Raw genomic sequence first — 20740 nt, forward strand, 5'->3', positions numbered from 1 at the left:
ATATACATATTAATATTTATTGGTTTTTAATTTTTGAATTAGTATTTGGTACTTCAATGTGATATAATATTTTTGTATATTTCGATAAGGGGATTGAACAATGAAAAGTAATGCTCGAAAGGAATTAATAAGCTGGATTATAACGATTGGCCTTGCATTCATTATAGCTTTGTTTATTAGGACTTATATTTTCGAACTTGTAGATGTACCGACTGGTTCGATGCTAAATACGATACAGTTAAATGATAAATTTATAGAGAACAAATTTATATACAGATTTGAGCCAATTAAAAGAGGAGATATAGTCGTTTTTAGGTATCCTGATGATCCATCAGTAAATTTTGTAAAAAGAGTAATAGGTATTGGCGGGGATACAATTGAAATAAAGAATGGCATCCTATATAGAAATGGTGTTGCAATAAAGGAACCTTATCTTAAAGAACCCATGGATAAAAATGGTGTATTTGGCCCATATAAAGTTCCACCAAATCATTATTTTATGATGGGGGACAATAGAAATCAATCACTTGATTCGAGATTTTGGCAGCACAGATATGTATCAAAAGACGCAATTCTTGGCAAAATAGTATTTAGAATATGGCCAATAAATAATATAGGTTCTATGGCAGGAAAATAATTATTGAAATTATACGTTTTGTGTAGTATAATACAAAATAAGTAAAAATGAAGCTGTGAAGGGCAAATAGTATGTATTATATTAGAAGAGAGCCGGTGGCAGGTGTGAACCGGTATAAAATACATATGAATCCGGCCTGGAGCTATGGTTAATAACCAACGGGCGACCGTTAAATCAGTGATGAGGGCGTAAAGCCGAATCAGGGTGGCAACACGGAATTCCCGTCCCTACTATTTAGGGATGGGATTAATTTTTTCTTGGAGGTGTTATTATGCTTGATATCAAAAGGATTAGAAATAATCCAGAAGAAGTAAAAAGAGCTATAGAATTAAAAAAAGAAAATTCAAATATCGATGAATTTCTTGAGGTAGACGAAAAAAGAAGAGAGCTTTTAAAAGAATTAGAATCACTCAAAAATACGAGAAACAAAGAATCGGAAAACATAGCAAAGTTAAAAAGAGAAGGAAAAGATGCAGATGATTTAATAAAAGAAATGAAAGAGATATCTGATAGAATCAAAAGCATGGAAAGCGATGTCAAAACATATGACGAAAAGCTTGATGAATTACTTTGGACAATACCAAATATCCCTCACGAGAGTGTGCCAATAGGTGATAGTGATGCAGATAATGTCGAAGTGAGAAGGTGGGGTGATGTTAGAAAATTTGATTTTGAGATAAAACCTCATTGGGATTTGGGTGTTGACCTTGGTATTTTAGATTTTGAGACTGCGTCAAAGGTTACGGGTTCAAGATTTACATTTTATAAAGGTTTAGGTTCAAGACTTGAGAGGTCATTGATTAGCTTTATGATAGACCTTCACACCGAAAAACATGGATATACAGAAGTTTTTCCACCATTCATGGTTCACAGAAAGAGCATGTATGGTACAGGGCAGCTTCCAAAATTCGAAGAAGATGCATTTAAAGTTGCTGGAACAGATTATTTTCTAATTCCTACTGCCGAGGTTCCTGTTACAAATATGTATCGAGAAACTATAATAGATGGCGGAAAACTTCCGATTTACCATTGTGCATACAGTGCATGTTTCAGGCAAGAAGCAGGATCTGCCGGTAGAGATACAAGGGGACTCATAAGACAGCATCAGTTTAATAAAGTTGAGCTTGTGAAATTTACCGAGCCTGACAAATCCTATGATGAGCTTGAAAAAATGGTAAATGATGCTGAGGATGTTTTAAAAACACTTGGGATACCATATAGAGTAGTATCAATATGCACAGGAGACCTTGGATTTACAGCAACAAAGAAATATGACCTTGAGGTATGGATGCCAAGCTACGGAAGATATGTTGAGATATCATCGTGTAGCAACTGTGAAGATTTCCAGGCGAGAAGGGCAAATATCAAGTATAGACCTGTTGGCGGTGGAAAAGCCCAATATGTTCATACATTGAATGGGTCTGGTGTTGCAGTAGGAAGAACATTTGCAGCGATTTTAGAAAATTATCAGCAGGAAGACGGTTCTGTGATCATTCCAGAAGCATTAAGACCGTATATGAAATGCGATGTATTGAGGAAATAAGAGGTTAAAATAGAAGTAAATTATCATATAGAATTATTGACAACTGTGCCGGTATATGATATACTTTATATCGTTCCGGCTTGGAGAGGTGTCCGAGGGGTTTAAGGAGCTGGTCTTGAAAACCAGTGTCTCTTCACGGAGCCGTGGGTTCGAATCCCACCCTCTCCGCCATTAAATTTATATGATATGTGGGCAACATAGATATGATTACTGACGCAGTAATTAGAAGCATATTATAGTTTTGAGCTGACATGGAGAAGTACCCAAGTTGGTGAAGGGGCGGTCCTGCTAAGACTGTAGGTCGGGGATAACCCGGCGCGAGGGTTCAAGTCCCTCCTTCTCCGCCATACATAATATTTTTTATAAGAAATTGTACTGAATACAAACGTGTTTTTGAACAATTAAAGAAAACGATCAACATTTAAATATATTTTCATTATAATCTATGAATTAATATAATTTAGAATTAATTCTTTTAACATAAAAAAGGCGGTTTTCCGCCTTAAAAAACATCAGATGGATATGTCCTCTGTTCTGTTTTTGAATTACCAAGATAATGAAGATGTGCTGTTATATTTACCATATGTGAGCTATTATTATGATGTATCTTTACATCCGATGGTCTGCCATCATCTTGATGGTAGCTTAAATACATCTCAAGTATTTTCTTTGCATTATCTTCGTTAAAATCTTCAAATGTATATTCTTTATCAGGCAGTTCAAGTGTTATACTGTGAAGCCCATCTTTGACAGAACGGGTTTCTCTTATGGCGTTTAGCATTTTATATCACCTCAATAGGTATTTTCCCAAACAAATTTATTTTTTATCCTCACCTATTACAACTGTAACATCTATATTTGAATTATTATTTTTATCATTTTCGACATAATTTATAGACAATGCTTTTGCTACTTTATTAGCTTTTTCTGCATCATTTCTTATATAAACTCTTGAATCAGTATAATCAATGCCACTTATATTGCCTATTTTTATAACGTTAAATCCTAACTTCTTTAATTCATCAGCATACTTTGTAGCAAGGCCTGATATTTTTGTCCCGTTTAATACTTCGACTTTAATTGCGTTATTTGATATTGAATATGTCATTTGTGATACAGTCTGTGATGCTTCACCATTTGTATATTCTCCAAACATACTTGATGCAATTTCCATAGCTTTTTTGGAATCGACGTAATAATAGCTAACATTATCTTGATAACGACCTTCACCAGGTATAATTGCAGTATCTATTTTTTCAGGCTTATTTTTTGCAAAAGCGATAGCATATTTAGTAATATCTGATAAGGATAAATCAGTCTTTAAATTTCTGCTAAGTGTTACTGCAAGAGAAGGAATCCTTGGAAGTATAGATGGTGTTGTTACCTTTTTTATAAAGGCTTTTATAAATTCCTGCTGAGCGTTTATTCGTCCTATATCGCCTTCTGTATAACCGTGTCTGTAGCGCACATATTGTAATGCTTTTTCTCCATCTAATACTTGTAATCCCTTTTTTAAATTTATATGGAGAGGAGGCTTAGCAACGGTATCGTCATATTTCATGTTGAATGGTACATTTATCTCTACGCCACCAATCGTATCAATTATATCCTTAAAACCTTTATAGCTTAAAATTACGTAATTATCAATCCTTATTCCTAATAAATCCTCTACAGATTTTTTTAAACCATCAATTTTTTGCTCAGAGTATGCGGCATTGATTTTTTTCTCTCCTGGATTATTGTAACCAGGCCTGGGATAATAAGTATCGCGTGGAATCGATAACATTTTAACTTCTTTTTTATTTGAATCAAAGCTTGCAACAAATATAGTATCTGATAGACCATCTGCATCACCGACAAATAAAATGTTTTTCTTATCTATATTTTCTTCCTTTTCTGTCGGTGTATTTTTATTCTCACTGATGTTTTTTGTGTCATTTGAAACATTCATATTTTTATAAAACATAAGAGTACCTGTACCTATAGAAATTACAACGCCAAGAATTATAAAAATAAAAATTTTTAATGTCTTATTCATTTAACCCCACATCCAATCATGATATTTATCTGTTTATTATTAATATACATGATAGCTATGTTATAATCAATAAATTAAATGTTATAAATTATTAAATATGTATTAGAATATAATATAATTAAGAAGAATTATCAAAAGAAAACAATTAGGAGAGTGATAAAATGGCAGTGTGGGTATGCTCTAAATGCGGATATGAAAAAGAAAGCCGCTGCAAACCAGGCAAATGTCCTGAGTGCGGTGCGCCTAAAGAATCTTTTACTAAAAAAGATGCCGAGAAGAAATAAAGGGGCTTATCCCCTTTATTTTGTTGTCATATATATTATAAATATATTATAATATTATTTGAAATATATTTATCGGATGGTGATAATTTTGAAAAAAAGAAATATTGTAGTGATTACATCTGTAATTGCGATATTTATAATAATTGGTGTACTTATAAGCTTTGCTAACCTAATTGTTGATATACAATGGTTTCTAAGTATGAACTATTTAAATGTATTCTTTAAGAAGTTTTTAACACAAATTATGATTGGGATACCATCGTTTATCATTTTATTTATATTATCTTACTTCTATCTAAATAGAATGGTTAAAGATTATGCAAAATTCGCGCAGGATATAGTCGTTAAAAAAGGCTATAGGCGATTTAGAAACATTGTAATTGCTGTATCTTTTATAGTAAGCTTCGTTATTTCACTATTTATTTCTTCAAATTGGTGGAATGATTATCTGTTTTATGTTAATTCAGCAAATTTTGGTGTAAGAGATCCTATATTTAATGAAGATATAAGTCTTTACATGTTCAGACTGCCTTTTTTATTTGATATTTATGAATTGCTTATAGTAATAATACCAATACTGATAGTTGCTACGATTATAGTATATGGCCTCATGTATCTTTCGGATAAAACACGGTTTTACGAGATATCCGATAGAGGCGGTAATCTTTTTAAAGCTATATACAATAAAGACATTCTCATGATTGCTTTTAGGCAAATAGCAATATTAGGATTTGTTTTTTTTATCGTGCTTGCACTTGGATTTTATTTAAAGTCATATGGAATCCTTTATTCAAGACGAGGTGTTGCATTTGGAGCAAGTTTTACAGATGTACATGTTACACTTATATTTTACAGGATATTAATTTTTGCATCTATCTTATCAGGCGTTCTATTCATGTTAGGTGCATTTAAACAAAAACTTAAATATATAGTTGCGTCACCCATAATAATTATCGCAATATTAATTTTATCGACAATATCACAAGCTGTTGTTCAGAGCTTCGTTGTTGCGCCAAATGAACTTGATAAAGAGAAAACATATTTAAAGTACAATATAGAATACACGAAGAGAGCATTTGGCCTTATTAATGTAGCTGAAAAGAACTATTACCTCAAAAAAGATATTGATAAACAGGTTCTCAACGAAAATAAGGATACTGTAAATAATATAAGAATTAATGATTATAGACCTGTTAATCAAATATATAATCAGCTTCAAGGTATAAGGCTTTACTACAAATTTAATGACATAGATATTGATAGATACACGATAGACGGAAATTACAAGCAGGTTTTTATTTCTGCGAGGGAGATGAACCTTGATAATTTAAACAGTCAGGCAAAAAATTGGATAAATATGCACCTCAAATATACACATGGATATGGTGTCGTTATATCTACGGTTAATGATGTTACGGCGACTGGCCAACCTGATTTGCTTGTTAAAAATATCCCTCCTACAACGGATACGAATATAAAAATAATAAGGCCTGAAATTTATTTTGGTGAACTTACGAACAGCTATGCAATAGTCAATACAAAGACAGGGGAGTTCGATTACCCATCAGGCGATACAAATAAAGAGACATTTTATAAGGGTAAATCCGGTATACCTATGACATTTTTAAATAAGATTTTTTTTACAGCTTATACGGGGGATTTTAAAATACTTTTGTCGACTGATATTACATCAGATAGCAAGATGCTGATATACAGGAATATTAAAGACAGAGTTGAAAAGATTGCACCCTTCCTTATATATGATGATGATCCCTATATCGTTGTAGACAATGGAAAACTCTACTGGATTATCGATGCATATACATATTCTGGTAATTATCCATATTCAGAGCCATATGCACAAACAGGAATAAACTATATAAGAAATTCTGTTAAGGTGGTTGTTGATGCATATACAGGTGATGTAAACTACTATATATCAGATAAAAATGATCCGGTAATAAGGGTATATGATGGGATATTCCCCGGACTTTTTAAGGGCATCGACAAAATGCCGGAAGGCTTAAAAGCCCATATAAGATACCCACAGTATCTATTTGATATACAATCAAATGTGTATAAAAATTATCACATGAGTGATCCACAAGTGTTTTACAATAAAGAGGATTCATGGGATATTGCAAAGGAGAAATTCTCTGGTAAAGTACAGCCGCAGGAGTCACAATATGTAATAATGAAGCTACCTGATGGAAGTAAAGCAGAGTATATCTTAATGGTTCCATATACACCAGCTACAAAGGACAACATGGTGGCGTGGTTAGCTGCAAGGATGGACGGCGACAATTATGGAAAGCTTGTTGTGTACAAATTCCCAAAGAGCAGTATAATTTATGGACCTATGCAGGTAGAAAACATGATAGACCAGGATCCCACAATTTCAAAGGAATTAAGCCTGTGGGATCAAAAGGGTTCTAGTGTAATAAGGGGAAATCTCTTGACATTACCAATAGATGATGCAATGCTGTATGTCGAACCCCTTTATATACAGTCATCAAATGATAATGCTCTACCTGAAGTTAAACGGGTTATACTGGCATACAGAGATAAAATAGTGATGGAAGATACACTGCAAAATGCTTTAAATAAATTATTTAATTTAAAGCCTCAGACCGTGCCTGGATTGCCGCAACAAGCACCTACGAATTTAAATCAGACACAGCAAGAGCTTATAAAGAAGGCAAATGATATTTATAATAATGCCATAAATGCTACGAAAAACGGAAACTGGACAGATTTCGGTAAATATATGGATGAGCTTAAAAATATATTAAATGATTTAAATAATAGTTTGAAATAAAGAGGTCATAGAAGACCTCTTTTTTTAATTGAAATTTGAAAATTTTTAAATCAAAATTGGAAATAATAAAAACAGGTGGTGATTGCTATGGAAATAATGCAAACTACAATTAAAATAGATAGCATAATTAAGGATATTGAACATTTTCATGACAAATTTAATGAAATAAATAATTCAATAGAAATAAACTTAGGTGAGATTGAAGAAAATGTTAATAAGTTATTTCAAGACATAGATAAACACTTAAAAGGCGATGAAATAAAAGAATATAGAGAAGAGAGGAAATACTTAGTTAGCTATTTTAGAAAATCAAAAGCAGTAAAAACAGAGGCAGAAGAAAATTTAAAATTTAATAAGGACGATAAAATAGAACATATTTTAGGGGTGATAAAAAATATAAAAGAACTTAATAACGATTGTAAAAAAAATAATTATAAAATAGTGAATTTAAAAAATGATTTAAATTCACTAAAATCAATCGTTGAAAAGGACATATTGCTGAACATGGAATTAAATAGGCAACTACCTGTTGAAAAAGTTGAATATGTTTATGATATGCCGCCACAACTTATTGATAGCTTGAACAAAGCCTTTGAAAATGTATGTATTGCAAAAGATGGCATTGAGAGAATTAAAGTATACGAGGACATAATAAATAATCTTAATCAATTACAATAGAAAAATTTTCATTAGTAATTCTACTTATTAAGGGAATATTATATAGCGGGGAAATATTTTAAAGGAGGGTTAACATTGAATAGAAGAGAATTTGAGGATTACATGGGAGAAAAGATCAACAGCGAAGTATCAGAGGAATTAAGTGCAAGATTTGGTAAGCCAAGTACACAGGCACAGCAAAAGGCACAGCAACAGGCTCAACAACAAGCGCAACAGCAAGCACAGCAGTTTCAGCAACAACTGCAAAGCATGGGTATAAATGTTACACCTCAGCAATTTCAGCAATTATTAAATCAGGTTAAAACACAAGCACAGCAACAGCAGCAGCAAACAGATATGCAGGTACAGCAGGCTTTGCAACAGGCCATGGCTGCGCTTCAGCAGGCACAACAAAGCATTCAAGCAAATCAAGTTTTTGCTCAAATGAGCAAAATATTAGATTCATCGAATCAGCAGCTACAGCAGTTAACACCGCAATTAGGAACGCAAGCACAACAGCCTATGGGTGCGCAAGCACAGCAGCCACAGGCCGGCTTTTTGAATCAACAGCAAGCAAATCAACAAACGCCTGGACAGGCAGGAATGCAGTAATAAAAGAAGTTTAAAATAGGGGTTATAGGTTACAATACTTATAACCCTTTTATTTATTGAAATCAATTTCGATATTGAAACTTAGTGTATAATTTTAGTAGGCGGTAAAAAATAGAAAAAGGAAGGCATCCAAAAGATACCTTCCATTCACATGAATCATCCGCTATAATGTTTAAATAGAAAAAACAAAAAAGCGTTATAGAGGTGATTACATGCTAGAAATAAATTTAAACGAAAATGAAATAAATTTCAAGGATTTAGAAGTAGAAATTTACAAATTAGTCTGCGAAGAAGCTTGTAAAATAATGGCTCAAATCCTTATGAAAATAGATGATATGCTACTAGAAAAAAGGGACAAAAAAGAATATAGGTGTAAAGGTAAAAAGCATACAAACGTAAAGACAATTATGGGCACTGTTGAATTTGATAAAAGAATTTATGGACATATAAATAGTGAAGGTAAAAAGGAATATGTTTATCTTTTAGATGAGTATTTAAAAATGGATACAATAGGGCATATATCAACAAATCTTATTGAAAAAGTTGTAGAAAATGTAACAGAAATATCATATAGAGAAGCAGCGAAAAATATAGAATCATTAACAAATCAAAGCATAAGCCATACAACTGCATGGAATATAATACAAAAGATTGGAGAGAAAATAGCGGAATTAGAAAAACAAGATATAAAACTATTCAAAGAAAACAAATTAAGAGGAGAAAAAGAAACAAAAATATTATTTCAAGAAATGGATGGATTATGGTTATCTATGCAAGGCAAAGATAGACCAAAAGGCAAAAAAAGCAGAGGGAAGAAAGAAATAAAATTAGCAGTAGCATACGACGGATGGGTAAAAAGAAGCCCAGGAAGTAATGAATATATAACACATAATAAAATAGCATGTGCAGGATTTGCAAGCAGCAAAGAATTTAAAGAATTAGTAGATGCAACGATAGCAAAAGAATACAACATAGACGAAATAGAAATAAAGATAATAAATGGGGATGGAGCAAGTTGGATTAAAGAAAGCTTGGGAGAAGAAGGAGTATATTTTCAATTAGATCCATTTCATAAAAGCCAAGCAGTAATAAGGAATGTAGAGAACAAAAAAGATGCCCGCAAATTAATGAAAATGCTAGATGAAGGAAAAGCAGAAGAAAGCCTAGAATACATAGCAAAATTAATGATAGAGCAAAAAGATGATGAAAAGCAAATGAAGAAATTAGAAAAACTATATAACTATTTAGTAGCCAATAAAGAAGGGATAAAACCATACCAAAAGAGAGAAGAAATAAAAATACCAGAAGCCCCAGAAGGAATAGAATACAAACATTTAGGAACAATGGAAAACAATATATTTGACACATTAGCAAGCAGAATGAATGCAGGAAAAATGAGTTGGACAGAAAAAGGTGCAAACAATTTAGCAAAGATATTAGCCTTAAAGACAAGTGGAAAACTTTATAGTGTAGTAGAAACATACTTCAATGTTATAATATCAAAAGAAAAATTAACAGAGATAAAAGAAGAAATAAAACTATCAGCAGCGGATGTAAACAAAAAGCAGAAAAAAGCAAAAACATATCGCATACAAAGAGGCGGTATGCCGTTTGAAGGTTGTGCAATGACAAACAGTCGAAAAGCAATAAGAGAAATACTCAGATACAAATGTTTAAGTGAATTAAAAGTCATATAAAAGGCGCAATATGAAGATAAGAATGGAGTAAAAACAATTGCACGAAAATTCACAATACATTAAACATTATGCGGATAAAATTTGAAGAAAAAAATTTGCCAACAACTACTTGACACAAACATATTGAAATAAGTATTTGCAATTTATAAAAAAATATGTTATCATACAGTATGTAAATATGCGCCCGTAGCTCAGTTGGATAGAGCGTTTGACTACGAATCAAAAGGCCACGGGTTCGAATCCTGTCGGGCGCACCAGTAAAATAGCATATTTGAGGGTATGTGTCGTAAGATGCATACCCTTTTTGATTGCGAGTTGATTGCGAGTTGAAATTGGAATTATGGTGTTCCTTGATTTATTAGCAGTATCTTCAGCAAACGTTGGTGTCATTTTGTCGTCAACGTTATATCCTGATGCTTTGTTCATTCCATAAGCGCATTTTATACCTGCTTTTGTTTCTGGATACTTTGCTTCATACAGATCTTTCATTCTTTTTAAATGTTCAGTATGTTACAAGACTGTCTATTCTGTCATTATTAAGTTTTTGTCAATTTCAGCCAATTCTTTGTCAATATTATTGTAGCTCATTGTTATGCATTCTATTTCATTTAAATCTAGCACTTTTGCTGCTTTTAATTTATGCAGCCCTGAAATAAATTCGTTTTTTGTTATAACAATTGGCTCCAATACTTATTTCCTTCATGTTTCAAGATGATTTAAATATTATATAATAATTCGACAAAAGTAGAGGAAATCATTTAAAAATATAAGCGGAATTCCACTTTTATAGAGCATTATGAGGTTTTGCAAATACCTAAAAAACATCTCTTTCTTTATTAAGGAGGATTTTTTGCTATTTTATAGAATTAATTAATGATTAATGCTATTTTAAAAATAATGGAGGTATCTAAATTGTTTGAAGTCATTACTGTAACAAAAGAATCAAGAGAGTATGTAGAATTATATCTTAAACTAAGTAGATTAAATTTAAATTTTATAGACGGGAAATTTAAAAAAAGTATTGAAGCTGAAGAATTTAAGCATAGAAAAGAACGTAAAAATGATATTATTACAGTACTTGATAATATTATAAATACAGACTTTTTGTATATGAGAATGATTGATGAAGGCTATTTTTTTATTTTATGTGATGAAGATGGCTATATCATTAGATTAATATATAACAATAAATTAGAAAATTATTTTAAAGAAATAAATTTGGCAGAAGGAGTCAGTTTAAAGCTAGAAAGCAGTGGAATAAATGCAGTCAGTTTAGCAATGGAATATAAACAACAGTATCAAATATGTGGTAATGATCATCAGTGGGACATATTAGAAAATTGGTATTGTACGGCAATACCTGTAATTGATTATGCAAATGCTTTAATAATTGCTTATCTTGATTTGTCATGTGTAAATTGTCAAAAAATAGATTATCAAAGTTTTATCTTAAGAAATATAGTTAAATGTGTAGAAAAAGCTTTAACATATAAAAATAAATTGTATACAATTGAGTCGGAATTAACTTCAATTGATACAGCAATAATATATTGGTTAGCGCATGGGATGGAGAGAAAAGATATATGTAAAGTAATGCATATTGCAGAAAATACTCTTAAAAATCATATAAAAAAACTTCGAATTTTATTAAAAGCAAACACGGATGCAGAATTAGTTTTCAGGGCAACAAAAGTTGGTATCATAGATCTTTATTAAAAAAGTAATAAATATAACAATTTTTTAATAGCCTACTAGTACAATAGTTACGATAAAATTCGACTTATATTGACAAAATAATTTGTACCAACAAGCTATTTTCAAAATTCAATAACAGTATTATTATTAAATTAATCGAAAAAAAGTTAACTTTAAAATTTAATTAAGTAATTGGATAAATGAAATTTATTAATGTGGATAGAATTTTTTAAAAACAATAAATTCATTATAGGAATTAGTTTAGATGGACCTAAATTTATCCATGACAAACATAGATTAAATAGGAAGGGATATTCATCATTTGAAGATACAATAAATGGAATATTATTACTCAAACAATGTAATATATCAATTAATATTATATCTGTAATTAATAACGATTATGTAAATTATGGAGGCCAGATATTGGAATACTTTGTTGATTTAGGAATAAATGTTGTAGACTTTATTCCATGTTATTTTTATAATGATAGATATACATTATCAGTTGAAAATTATAAGAACTTTATGATTAACATATTCGATATTTGGATGAAAAAATATAAAAATGTTATAAAAATTAGATTTTTAAATGACATTTTCCAAAACATTTTGCGTAAATATGATAAAAATATTAGAGTAAATGTAGGTTGTGAGTTGGGTGAAGTATGTGGACGTAATTATAGTATTTCTGTAAATGGTGATATATTTCCATGTGAATGCTTGACCCCTATTGATTATATGAAATTGGGAAATATAAAAGAAGAAGATTTCATAAGTATATTAAAAAAACGAGAATTTAATGAATTTAAAGAATTATATAACAACGTAAGTAAAGACTGTTTAAGATGTGATATTTTAGATATTTGTCATGCTGGTTGTTTAAATAGGAGATTACCTCAATATACTTATAATTTAAAAGATTATTATTGTGAGGCAAGAAAGGGAATTATTTACCATATTCTAAATAATTTAGATTTATATTTTCCGAAAAGAAAAATATAAATTTAAATTAATATAAGTCTTTAAATATTATTGAAAGAAGGGTTACAAATGCTTTTTGATTATGAATATAAAATTAAACAAGTCTTTATCAAACCATCTGAACATTGTAATATGAAATGCGATTATTGTTATTGTAAAAGGGGGAATACCAATAATATTTTTGATAGTCTTGGTAATATGGATGCTAGTACTTTTGAAAATATCCTACAGAATTATATAAATTTTATTGAAAGTAATAAACAAGAATTAATTTTAAATATTGTATGGCATGGTGGCGAACCACTAGTAGCTGGATTGGATTATTATAAAAAGATGATGGAGATAGAGAACAGATATAGTGAACTTAATAAAGATGCTAACATTAAGATATTTAATTATTTACAAACTAATGCTACATTAATTGATAATGAGTGGATAAATTTTTTTAAAGATAACAAATTTAGTTTAGGAATTAGCCTTGATGGTCCAAAATATATACATAATAAATATCGTAAGTTTATAGATGATAATGGTACTTTTGATGTAATAATAGAGAATATTAGAAAACTTCAGGAAGAACATGTACCAATAGGTATATTATCTGTTATTACTAAATTTTCTTCGAATTTTCCAGAAGATATTTTTAATTTTTTTGTTGATAAACTTAAAATAAAATTAATTGATTTTATACCTTGTTTTTACAATAATGATGAGCTAAGCCCTTCATCAGATGATTTATCAAGATTTTTAATTAAAATTTTTGATTTATGGTATAGCATTAATTTTTCGTGTATTAACATAATTACATTAAGTGATATAATTGATAAGACAATAAATTGGCATTATAATATTGAACAGCCAGATAAATATATATGTGAATTTTCTGGTAACTGTGGACGAAATCTTGCTATATTATCAAATGGAGACATCTATCCATGTGAATGTTTAGTAAATGTTGGTTCTCTAAAATTAGGAAATATTAATCAAAATAATTTTATTGATATCATTTGTGGAGATCAGTTCAGCAGATTTAAAAATTTATGTAGTGATATTAGTGTTGAATGTATGAAATGCGTATATTTTTCGATATGTAAGGGTGGGTGTTTTCATAGAAGAATAAACGGATGGACAATTAATGAAAAAAGAGAACATTATTGTAATGCACGAAAAGAGATTATAAATCATATAATTAATACGCTATTTAAAGGGAGCATTCCTGTAATGGACAAAATTGAAGGTTGATAAAAAGGCATATCATGGTAGAATACGTGGTAATGAATTTACCCATTTCTAAATAAATTAAAACTATCATTGGAGGTACCTAAAATGAATTATAACCAAAATAAAAATAATGCAGATAAATGAACAAACATTAATTTTTGTAGTTAATATTGCGAAAGAAAAACATGTAGCAAGAGCAGAGGACTTTAGAGGAATTAAGCATGGTAAAACTCTTAGCTTTACCAACAAATAAAATAGGCTTTGTTGAATTCTATAAATAATTTACTAAAATAAGCAAAGAATATGCTAAAGATAACGTTATAGCATGGAACCCACAGGATACTATGAGTTTTAGTAAAGTTTCTTAGATATAAAGGAATTAAAATAGTTATTATCAATCATATGCATGTCAAGAAAAGTAAAGAACTTTGATGATAATTTCCCGACCAAAAATGGCCGAAAATATGCGAGAGTAATCGTTCATAACACTGTGCTGTAAGCTTATAAGAGTTCTTTACGCAATAGGAACAAAATGTGTTGAAATGGCATTAAAATCCAGAAATTGCATGTAATGCTGCTTAATAAACAGTAGCAAATATTTTTAGTTTAAGATAATTACTCACAAAATCTTAGAAAATGATCTTTGACAATATGAGGCTTAGAGTAGTCGGTTGTATAAATCACAGTTAGAGGGGACGATGACTCTACAAAGAAGCATAACCTACATCCTCTAATTCCAATATTTTTTATTAATATAAATTTAATTCAAAGGTTTTATTTTGTTAATTTCAAAATACTAAGAATAGGTGAGTAAATTAAAGAAAATTAAAGATTGTAGAAAGAAGTGATGACATGATAAATGATTTTGGGAAAAGAAATAGAGTATTGCTATCAAATAGTAATTTTATGCTTTATATTATTGGTTATGTAATATCAGGTATTGGCACAAGACTTACGACGATAGCTATCTCAAGCAAAATATTGTATCTTACAAATAGTGGACTGTCTTTAAGTGCAACACTAATGCTTGAAGGGATACCGAGTTTTTTGCTAGGTTTGTTTGCTGGGAATGTAGTCGATAAGATGAGAAAAAAGAACATATTGATGATTTTATATATATTATTTGCTTTTACGTCTTTTGGATTGATATTTGCAAATGACATGAGCCTAATATACATAATTAGTTTTATAAACGGTATATTAACATCATTTGAATATCCCGCTAGAAGTTCGATTGTCCCGCTTTTGGTTGATAAAGACCATCTTTTAGAGGCAAATAGCATAAGAAGCAGTTTATCAAGTATAAATATGATAGTGGGGTATTCTATAGGTGGTATAATTGTTTCGATATTTGGGAATGATATATCTTTTTTAATAGATAGTCTTACATTTATCATAATTGCGATTTTAATTGCCTTTATTAGAATAGATGAAAAGGCTCAAGAAGATAAAAGTGAGAATATATTTGATGATGTTTCAAAAACAATCAGCAATATGGCAAATGAAGTAAAGCAAGGAATAGGATTTATCAAAGGCAGCATGGTAATAAGACAGGTGATAAATCTTAATCTATTGAGTACGCTTATAATAAGTATGCAAACGCCACTTGTGTATATTTTTGTTAAGAACTACCTAGGTGGGGAGAAATTGCTTGCAGCAAGAAGTGGTATGCTTTTTTCGTTAGCAGGTGTTGGAGGGGTTATTGGAGGTATATTGATAAATTCAATAGGAAAGAAATTTAATAATATTTCAATTATGACGACTGTACTGCTTTTTGATGGAATTACTCTTATTGCATTTTCCAACAGCAAAATATTTTTATTATCATCAATACTTTTTACCTTCTTAGGCGTAATATTTGTAGTGTTTGAAACACTTACAGATACGATAATACAAGAAAATACTAATGACGATAATAGAGGCAAGGTTTATGGATTTTTAGGTTCATTAGTCGATCCTTTATCGATAATATCCTTAGGAATAGGTGGCGCTTTAACAAGTGTATTTAGCGCAAAGGTAATTTTTATACTATGTGGAATTGCAGAGATTACTGTAGCGCTTATATATAAAACATATAATAGGGTTAAATCAATTAATTAATTTTATATAAATTTTATTGATTTTTATACTTAGAACATTTTAATTAAAAATTGCCACAAAAATTGTAATTATTTATAATAGGTTAGCTATTCTTATAGTAGATAGTCATTTTATAAATATACTTAATATGATAAGTTATACATGCAAGTATGCTCCGCTTTTAGTCTCGCAGAAAGGAGAACTATACCAGTAGTATAAGCTATTAAAATATTAAAAAGGAATGTGCCTTTTAAGGATGTAAGTAGTTTTATCACCTATTTTAACCTTTTTAGAATAGGACATAGCCATTTAATCCTGGCAGCTCTGCCTTTCTCCCTAGTTATACCATCATACTTCATTTTAAGAGAAGGGTCATAAGGGCAAGTAGGGATTCCATCAGAAGCAACATCAGGTTGAGGCAGATTTTTTGAATTACGGTAATTTAGAGGGATAATAGGAATTATGCCATGTTCCTTAAAAAGATATCTATAATTATCAGAAGCATCAAAATCCGAATCACCCAAAAAATATTTAAGAGAGAAACCAGGATGAAGAGAAAAGAAATTATCAATGACAGGGATAAGACTTTTAGTATCATATTGATCCTTAGATTCGTGAGCAGATTTTGCCGTATCAGGATTTAAAGAATTATCATCATAAAAATCGACATGACAAACAACACCTAAAGCATTAGTAACAATAGCAGTTTTGTGAGCATAACAATAGTGACCGTTAATATAAGAGAATTTAGCATCAGGATTAGAAGAAGCGAATTTAGGCCAAATTTCAATTTTTAAAAATCAAAATATAACTTACGTTTTTCGTTGATGAAAAAGCGAAAGTAAAAGATGAGATTGCAAAAGAAATTAATGAGGTTATAAAAGAAGAATCTATGACAAAAACTAAATGAGAGAAAAAAACGTGTGGTAGAAAGTATGTCTAGATTTAAATTTATGAATAAACAGACGATTAAGCCTAATTTTTGCGCTCATTTTAAATGATTTTATTCTAATTGTGTAAGAAGGATTTTTTGTAACTTTTTATAATTAAGAAAATCTACTTACATAAATTGATATAATAAATTTGCGGGCAACAATTTTATAATTAGATAATTAATCTTATTTAAATAATTCTAAAGATTAGGATGTGTTATATCAACGTTAGATTCACATTAAATTTATATTACTATTTCTGGCTTTAAGGTTCAAAAATAAGCTTTTAACTAGCAGAACGGATTTTTTATTTTTGCTCTGTTCAAATCAAACAAATTTATGATGTACATCTGCTCATATTTCGCAGACGTGCTAAACTTTTAGAAGCTTAAATTAACTTTTAAATGGTAATTAATCATATTAAGAGATTAGTAAAAATATTTTTAATATTCTATTGACATTTTTATTATTATGTGTCATAATATGATTGAAGGTAGAATTAAAAAAATAAAAAGTGGATTAGCTTTTAAAAATTAAAAGGTGAGTACCTATAACAAAAGAAATGGGTGGATAAGTTTCTACCAAAGAAATAAAGGTGGCGTGATCAACCACCCTTATTTTTATGACAAATAATGTGATACTGTTACATTTTCACGGCTGTGACTTAAGTTTCTGCTTACTTCTCTTACTGCTTCTCTAGTTAATTTTTTTATCATCAGGTCTTTCAAGTCTTGATCTTGTTATATCTTTTACCTTTCTTTCAGGTATTTCGATATTATTTGTGAGGCTATTATTCTTATATGCTTTTCTAAGAGCTGCTCTTGCAACTTTTATAGACCATGCTGATTTACCCAGTGAGATTTTTTCGCTTAAATAGTCTGATACCATATCCTTTGTTTTGTCAAAGTCTTTGTTTTTCACACCTTTGGATTTACACCAATCAGCAAATTTTTTAACTTCATTGCGATAAGTCGCATAAGTTTGTACAGAGAAGATACCTGCATTAAAAACTGCATCATTCATAGCATTAAATACATCCTGACCATGAAGTCAACTCTTTATTGCCTCTTCTCTAGCTTTCTTCTTAACAGCATATTTACTTTTTCAAAATGACTGCTGTTCTTTTAAATTATTGAGGAGTCTATAAAAAATACTTCCTTTTCTGCTCATAATAAAAGCCTCCTAAAAACATAGTACAGGGAATATAACCAGCTTCGCCGTTTATATTCCCTTATTATCGCTGCGTGAGTGAGTTTTATATCTTAAATTAAGTTTAGTCTTTGTTAAAACATCATTACCAGTTAAGATTGTGTCGCTGATAAAGCCGGTAAGCCGCTTTATCTTCTTTAAAGACATTATCCGCATAGCATGATAGAATTTTCTTCTGCAGTGATTTTTGCGATGCAGCTGCTTATTGCTGTATGTATTTTTTTATCATGCTGGATAACTGATGCCTTAAAATTCCGTCTGCTCTTTTCCAAGCCTATGAGCATGGGGCTTTACCGCTGGTGCAAATACATGAGGTCTACTGCGTATTTAAATACTTTCAAGAAAATCAAGCAACCTTCCATTGCCATTCTCTTTTATGAAATATTCGGATACATGCAAAGGAATTAACTTTAGCGGCAGAAAGTTAATCCTTTGATACTTGCAAAATGCTTTCTGAAGGCCCGGATATTTCAACCGTAAAGGAAAGAGAATGATGCATAGCGCATTTTATTTTTATGCTTGTCTTCTTTTTAATTCGACATTATTATATAACAAATATTCAGAAAATTCAATATAAACTAAAAAAGATGCCTTGCTTTCTTAAATACAAAGCATCTTTTTAGGTTGGTTAATTTTTCATTTTAAATTTTATTAACTCTAGTACTTTTAAAAAATGCAGGTTTGCCAGATATAAGACTATATGATTTAAGACATACATCAGTGACATTATTAATGAAGGCAGGTGAAAATCCAAAAGTAGTAAGTGAAAGATTAGGACATGCTAATATCGGAATAACATTAGATATTTATTCGCATGTATTGCCAGATATGCAAGAAGAAGCGACAAAGAAACTTAAGGATATGTTATTTTAAATTGATTTTTTGATTGCGAGCTGATTGCGAACTGAAAAAACTTGATTAATTTCAACACATATTGTATAATGAAATAAGTAAAAGAAACGTTGAAATGGTGCGCATTAGAGGGACTTAAGAAGAATAGACAATATTCGATAAAAGTGGCTTATAAGGGACTACGAATCAAAAGGCCACGGGTTCGAATCCTGTCGGGCGCACCATGATATTGACAAAAATTAATTTTTATATATAATATAAATCATGCGCCCGTAGCTCAGCAGGATAGAGCAACGGTTTCCTAAACCGTGTGCCGGAGGTTCGAGTCCTCTCGGGCGCACCATTTATGTGTGATTAAGATGTACAATAAATACATGCAGAGTGCTATTGATGAAGCTATGCTAAGCTTTAAACTTAATGAGATGCCGGTTGGTGCAGTTGTTGTTAAAGACGGCACTATCATCGGAAAAGGTCATAATTTAAAAGAAAGTGAAAAAGATGCAACGCAGCACGCTGAAATCAATGCGATAAAAGATGCTTGCAAAAACATGGGAGATTGGAGACTCAATGGTGCATCGCTGTATGTTACATTAGAGCCATGTCCTATGTGTGCAGGTGCGATAATTGAATCTAGGATAAAAAGAGTCTATATAGGCGTAGAGAGCCGCGATAGCGGTGCTGCTGGTACTGTATATGATTTTTTGAATAAGAAAATTGAAGTCTATTTTGGTATAATGGAAGATGAGTGTAAAAAACTAATAAGTGATTTCTTTAGTAGACTTAGGTAAATCCGGAGAGATGGCTGAGTGGTCGAAAGCGCTCGCCTCGAAAGCGAGTGGGCGGATTCCCGCCTCGTGAGTTCGAATCTCACTCTCTCCGCCATGAAATACCATGGAGAGATGGCTGAGCTGGTCTAAGGCGCACGACTGGAAATCGTGTGTACCCACAAAATGGGTACCGAGGGTTCGAATCCCTCTCTCTCCGCCATGAAAATATGTCCCATCTTAATCCATAACTTCCATTAAAAATCTAGATCACAGTGTTGATTTTTACATATAAAACATGTATAATAACATTTGCATAACGCAAAATAATAACGTAAGCCAATTAAATATGACTTACATGGCCGTACTAGATGGGGAGGTAGCGGTGCCCTGTAACCTGCAATCCGCTATAGCAGGGTCGAATTCCCGAGCTGAGGCATGATTACTGTAAGGCTGGCAAAGGTAAGTGATTATGATATTCAAGTCCTTCGCAATGGAAATTTGTGAATCCCGCCAGGTCTGGAAGGAAGCAACGGTAAGCAAATACTTTCATGTGCCGGAGGAGCGCTTGAATGGAGTTAACTGCCTGTGTAACGCTTATGGTAACATGACAAAGTCGGGTGTGCGGCCTTTATTATTAACCATATTTACAAAAATATTTTAATAAATCAAAAATAAATGTAACATTCAATAAATATTCAAAAATTTTCATTATTAC

Annotated in this window: 18 protein-coding genes, 6 tRNA genes, 1 other RNA gene and 1 other annotated feature; of the genes, 20 read left to right on the forward strand and 5 right to left on the reverse strand. The window is 30.9% G+C overall.

Going from position 1 to position 20740, the window contains the following annotated elements:
* Positions 1-100 precede the first annotated feature (100 nt).
* The 4 genes from lepB to CPG45_RS06730 all read left to right on the forward strand — a co-directional run bounded on the left by lepB (position 101) and on the right by CPG45_RS06730 (position 2527).
* Positions 101-637, forward strand: a complete 537-nt coding sequence (gene lepB, locus CPG45_RS06715; RefSeq protein ID WP_096231197.1) for a signal peptidase I — start codon at positions 101-103, stop codon at positions 635-637.
* 46 nt (positions 638-683) lie between these two features.
* Positions 684-869, forward strand: a binding site (T-box leader).
* A gap of 39 nt (positions 870-908) precedes the next feature.
* Positions 909-2180, forward strand: a complete 1272-nt coding sequence (gene serS, locus CPG45_RS06720; RefSeq protein WP_096231198.1) for a serine--tRNA ligase — start codon at positions 909-911, stop codon at positions 2178-2180.
* Between the two features lie 82 nt (positions 2181-2262).
* Positions 2263-2351 (forward strand) — tRNA-Ser (locus tag CPG45_RS06725).
* A gap of 82 nt (positions 2352-2433) precedes the next feature.
* Positions 2434-2527 (forward strand) — tRNA-Ser (locus CPG45_RS06730).
* A 155-nt stretch (positions 2528-2682) separates the two neighbouring features.
* Here the strand turns inward: CPG45_RS06730 and CPG45_RS06735 are convergent.
* Together CPG45_RS06735 and CPG45_RS06740 are read right to left on the reverse strand one after the other, a co-directional pair.
* Entirely contained in the window at positions 2683-2961 is a 279-nt protein-coding gene (locus tag CPG45_RS06735; protein ID WP_096231199.1) for a hypothetical protein, read from the reverse strand.
* Positions 2962-2997: 36 nt separating this feature from the next.
* Complete coding sequence (locus tag CPG45_RS06740) at positions 2998-4218, reverse strand: LCP family protein (protein ID WP_096231200.1); 1221 nt, start codon at positions 4216-4218, stop codon at positions 2998-3000.
* 161 nt (positions 4219-4379) lie between these two features.
* On the opposite strand from CPG45_RS06740, the gene CPG45_RS06745 reads away from it, so the two are divergent.
* The 6 genes from CPG45_RS06745 to CPG45_RS06770 all read left to right on the forward strand — a co-directional run bounded on the left by CPG45_RS06745 (position 4380) and on the right by CPG45_RS06770 (position 10543).
* On the forward strand, positions 4380-4502 hold the full coding sequence (locus CPG45_RS06745) for an RCKP-type rubredoxin-like domain-containing protein (protein ID WP_096231201.1): 123 nt from the start codon (positions 4380-4382) through the stop codon (positions 4500-4502).
* Between the two features lie 76 nt (positions 4503-4578).
* The gene (locus tag CPG45_RS06750) at positions 4579-7320 is read left to right on the forward strand and encodes a UPF0182 family membrane protein (RefSeq protein WP_096231202.1); all 2742 of its coding nucleotides are present in this window, start codon (positions 4579-4581) and stop codon (positions 7318-7320) included.
* Between the two features lie 87 nt (positions 7321-7407).
* Positions 7408-7998 carry a hypothetical protein gene (locus tag CPG45_RS06755; RefSeq protein WP_096231203.1) on the forward strand — a complete coding sequence of 197 codons (591 nt, stop codon included), beginning with the start codon at positions 7408-7410 and terminating at the stop codon, positions 7996-7998.
* A 75-nt stretch (positions 7999-8073) separates the two neighbouring features.
* Complete coding sequence (locus CPG45_RS06760; protein WP_096231204.1) at positions 8074-8589, forward strand: hypothetical protein; 516 nt, start codon at positions 8074-8076, stop codon at positions 8587-8589.
* A gap of 212 nt (positions 8590-8801) precedes the next feature.
* On the forward strand, positions 8802-10286 hold the full coding sequence (locus tag CPG45_RS06765) for an ISLre2 family transposase (RefSeq protein WP_096231205.1): 1485 nt from the start codon (positions 8802-8804) through the stop codon (positions 10284-10286).
* A gap of 180 nt (positions 10287-10466) precedes the next feature.
* A tRNA-Arg gene (locus CPG45_RS06770) sits at positions 10467-10543 on the forward strand.
* On the opposite strand, the gene CPG45_RS06775 is transcribed toward CPG45_RS06770, so the two are convergent.
* Positions 10506-10775, reverse strand: coding sequence for a hypothetical protein (locus CPG45_RS06775; RefSeq protein WP_081441834.1), 270 nt, complete (start codon positions 10773-10775; stop codon positions 10506-10508). The genes CPG45_RS06770 and CPG45_RS06775 overlap by 38 nt on opposite strands.
* A 33-nt stretch (positions 10776-10808) precedes the next feature.
* On the reverse strand, positions 10809-10973 hold the full coding sequence (locus CPG45_RS16800; RefSeq protein WP_155812159.1) for a ParB N-terminal domain-containing protein: 165 nt from the start codon (positions 10971-10973) through the stop codon (positions 10809-10811).
* 225 nt (positions 10974-11198) lie between these two features.
* Between CPG45_RS16800 and CPG45_RS06780 the strand changes: the two genes are divergently transcribed.
* From CPG45_RS06780 to CPG45_RS06795, 4 genes are all read left to right on the forward strand, one after another.
* On the forward strand, positions 11199-12002 hold the full coding sequence (locus tag CPG45_RS06780; RefSeq protein WP_013296610.1) for a LuxR C-terminal-related transcriptional regulator: 804 nt from the start codon (positions 11199-11201) through the stop codon (positions 12000-12002).
* A 192-nt stretch (positions 12003-12194) separates the two neighbouring features.
* Entirely contained in the window at positions 12195-12986 is a 792-nt protein-coding gene (locus CPG45_RS06785) for a radical SAM protein (RefSeq protein WP_096231206.1), read from the forward strand.
* Between the two features lie 48 nt (positions 12987-13034).
* The gene (locus CPG45_RS06790; RefSeq protein WP_013296612.1) at positions 13035-14207 is read left to right on the forward strand and encodes a radical SAM/SPASM domain-containing protein; all 1173 of its coding nucleotides are present in this window, start codon (positions 13035-13037) and stop codon (positions 14205-14207) included.
* 831 nt (positions 14208-15038) lie between these two features.
* Positions 15039-16286: an MFS transporter gene (locus CPG45_RS06795; RefSeq protein ID WP_096231207.1), complete on the forward strand. Its 1248-nt coding sequence runs from the start codon at positions 15039-15041 to the stop codon at positions 16284-16286.
* A gap of 1607 nt (positions 16287-17893) precedes the next feature.
* On the opposite strand, the gene CPG45_RS06805 is transcribed toward CPG45_RS06795, so the two are convergent.
* A complete protein-coding gene (locus CPG45_RS06805; protein ID WP_231969041.1) occupies positions 17894-18220 on the reverse strand; it encodes a site-specific integrase in 327 nt (108 codons plus the stop codon).
* Positions 18221-19051: 831 nt separating this feature from the next.
* On the opposite strand from CPG45_RS06805, the gene CPG45_RS06810 reads away from it, so the two are divergent.
* The 6 genes from CPG45_RS06810 (at position 19052) to ffs (ending at position 20650) form a co-directional block, all read left to right on the forward strand.
* A complete protein-coding gene (locus tag CPG45_RS06810; protein ID WP_096231208.1) occupies positions 19052-19279 on the forward strand; it encodes a tyrosine-type recombinase/integrase in 228 nt (75 codons plus the stop codon).
* Positions 19280-19524: 245 nt separating this feature from the next.
* Positions 19525-19601, forward strand: a tRNA-Arg gene (locus CPG45_RS06815).
* A gap of 16 nt (positions 19602-19617) precedes the next feature.
* Positions 19618-20046, forward strand: a complete 429-nt coding sequence (locus CPG45_RS06820) for a nucleoside deaminase (RefSeq protein WP_096233516.1) — start codon at positions 19618-19620, stop codon at positions 20044-20046.
* 4 nt (positions 20047-20050) lie between these two features.
* A tRNA-Ser gene (locus tag CPG45_RS06825) sits at positions 20051-20140 on the forward strand.
* A gap of 11 nt (positions 20141-20151) precedes the next feature.
* Positions 20152-20245 (forward strand) — tRNA-Ser (locus tag CPG45_RS06830).
* Positions 20246-20384: 139 nt separating this feature from the next.
* Positions 20385-20650, forward strand: an RNA gene (gene ffs / locus CPG45_RS06835) — signal recognition particle sRNA large type.
* The last annotated feature ends 90 nt before the right edge of the window (positions 20651-20740 follow it).

It is taken from the genome of Thermoanaerobacterium sp. RBIITD, assembly GCF_900205865.1.
GTDB lineage: Bacteria > Bacillota > Thermoanaerobacteria > Thermoanaerobacterales > Thermoanaerobacteraceae > Thermoanaerobacterium.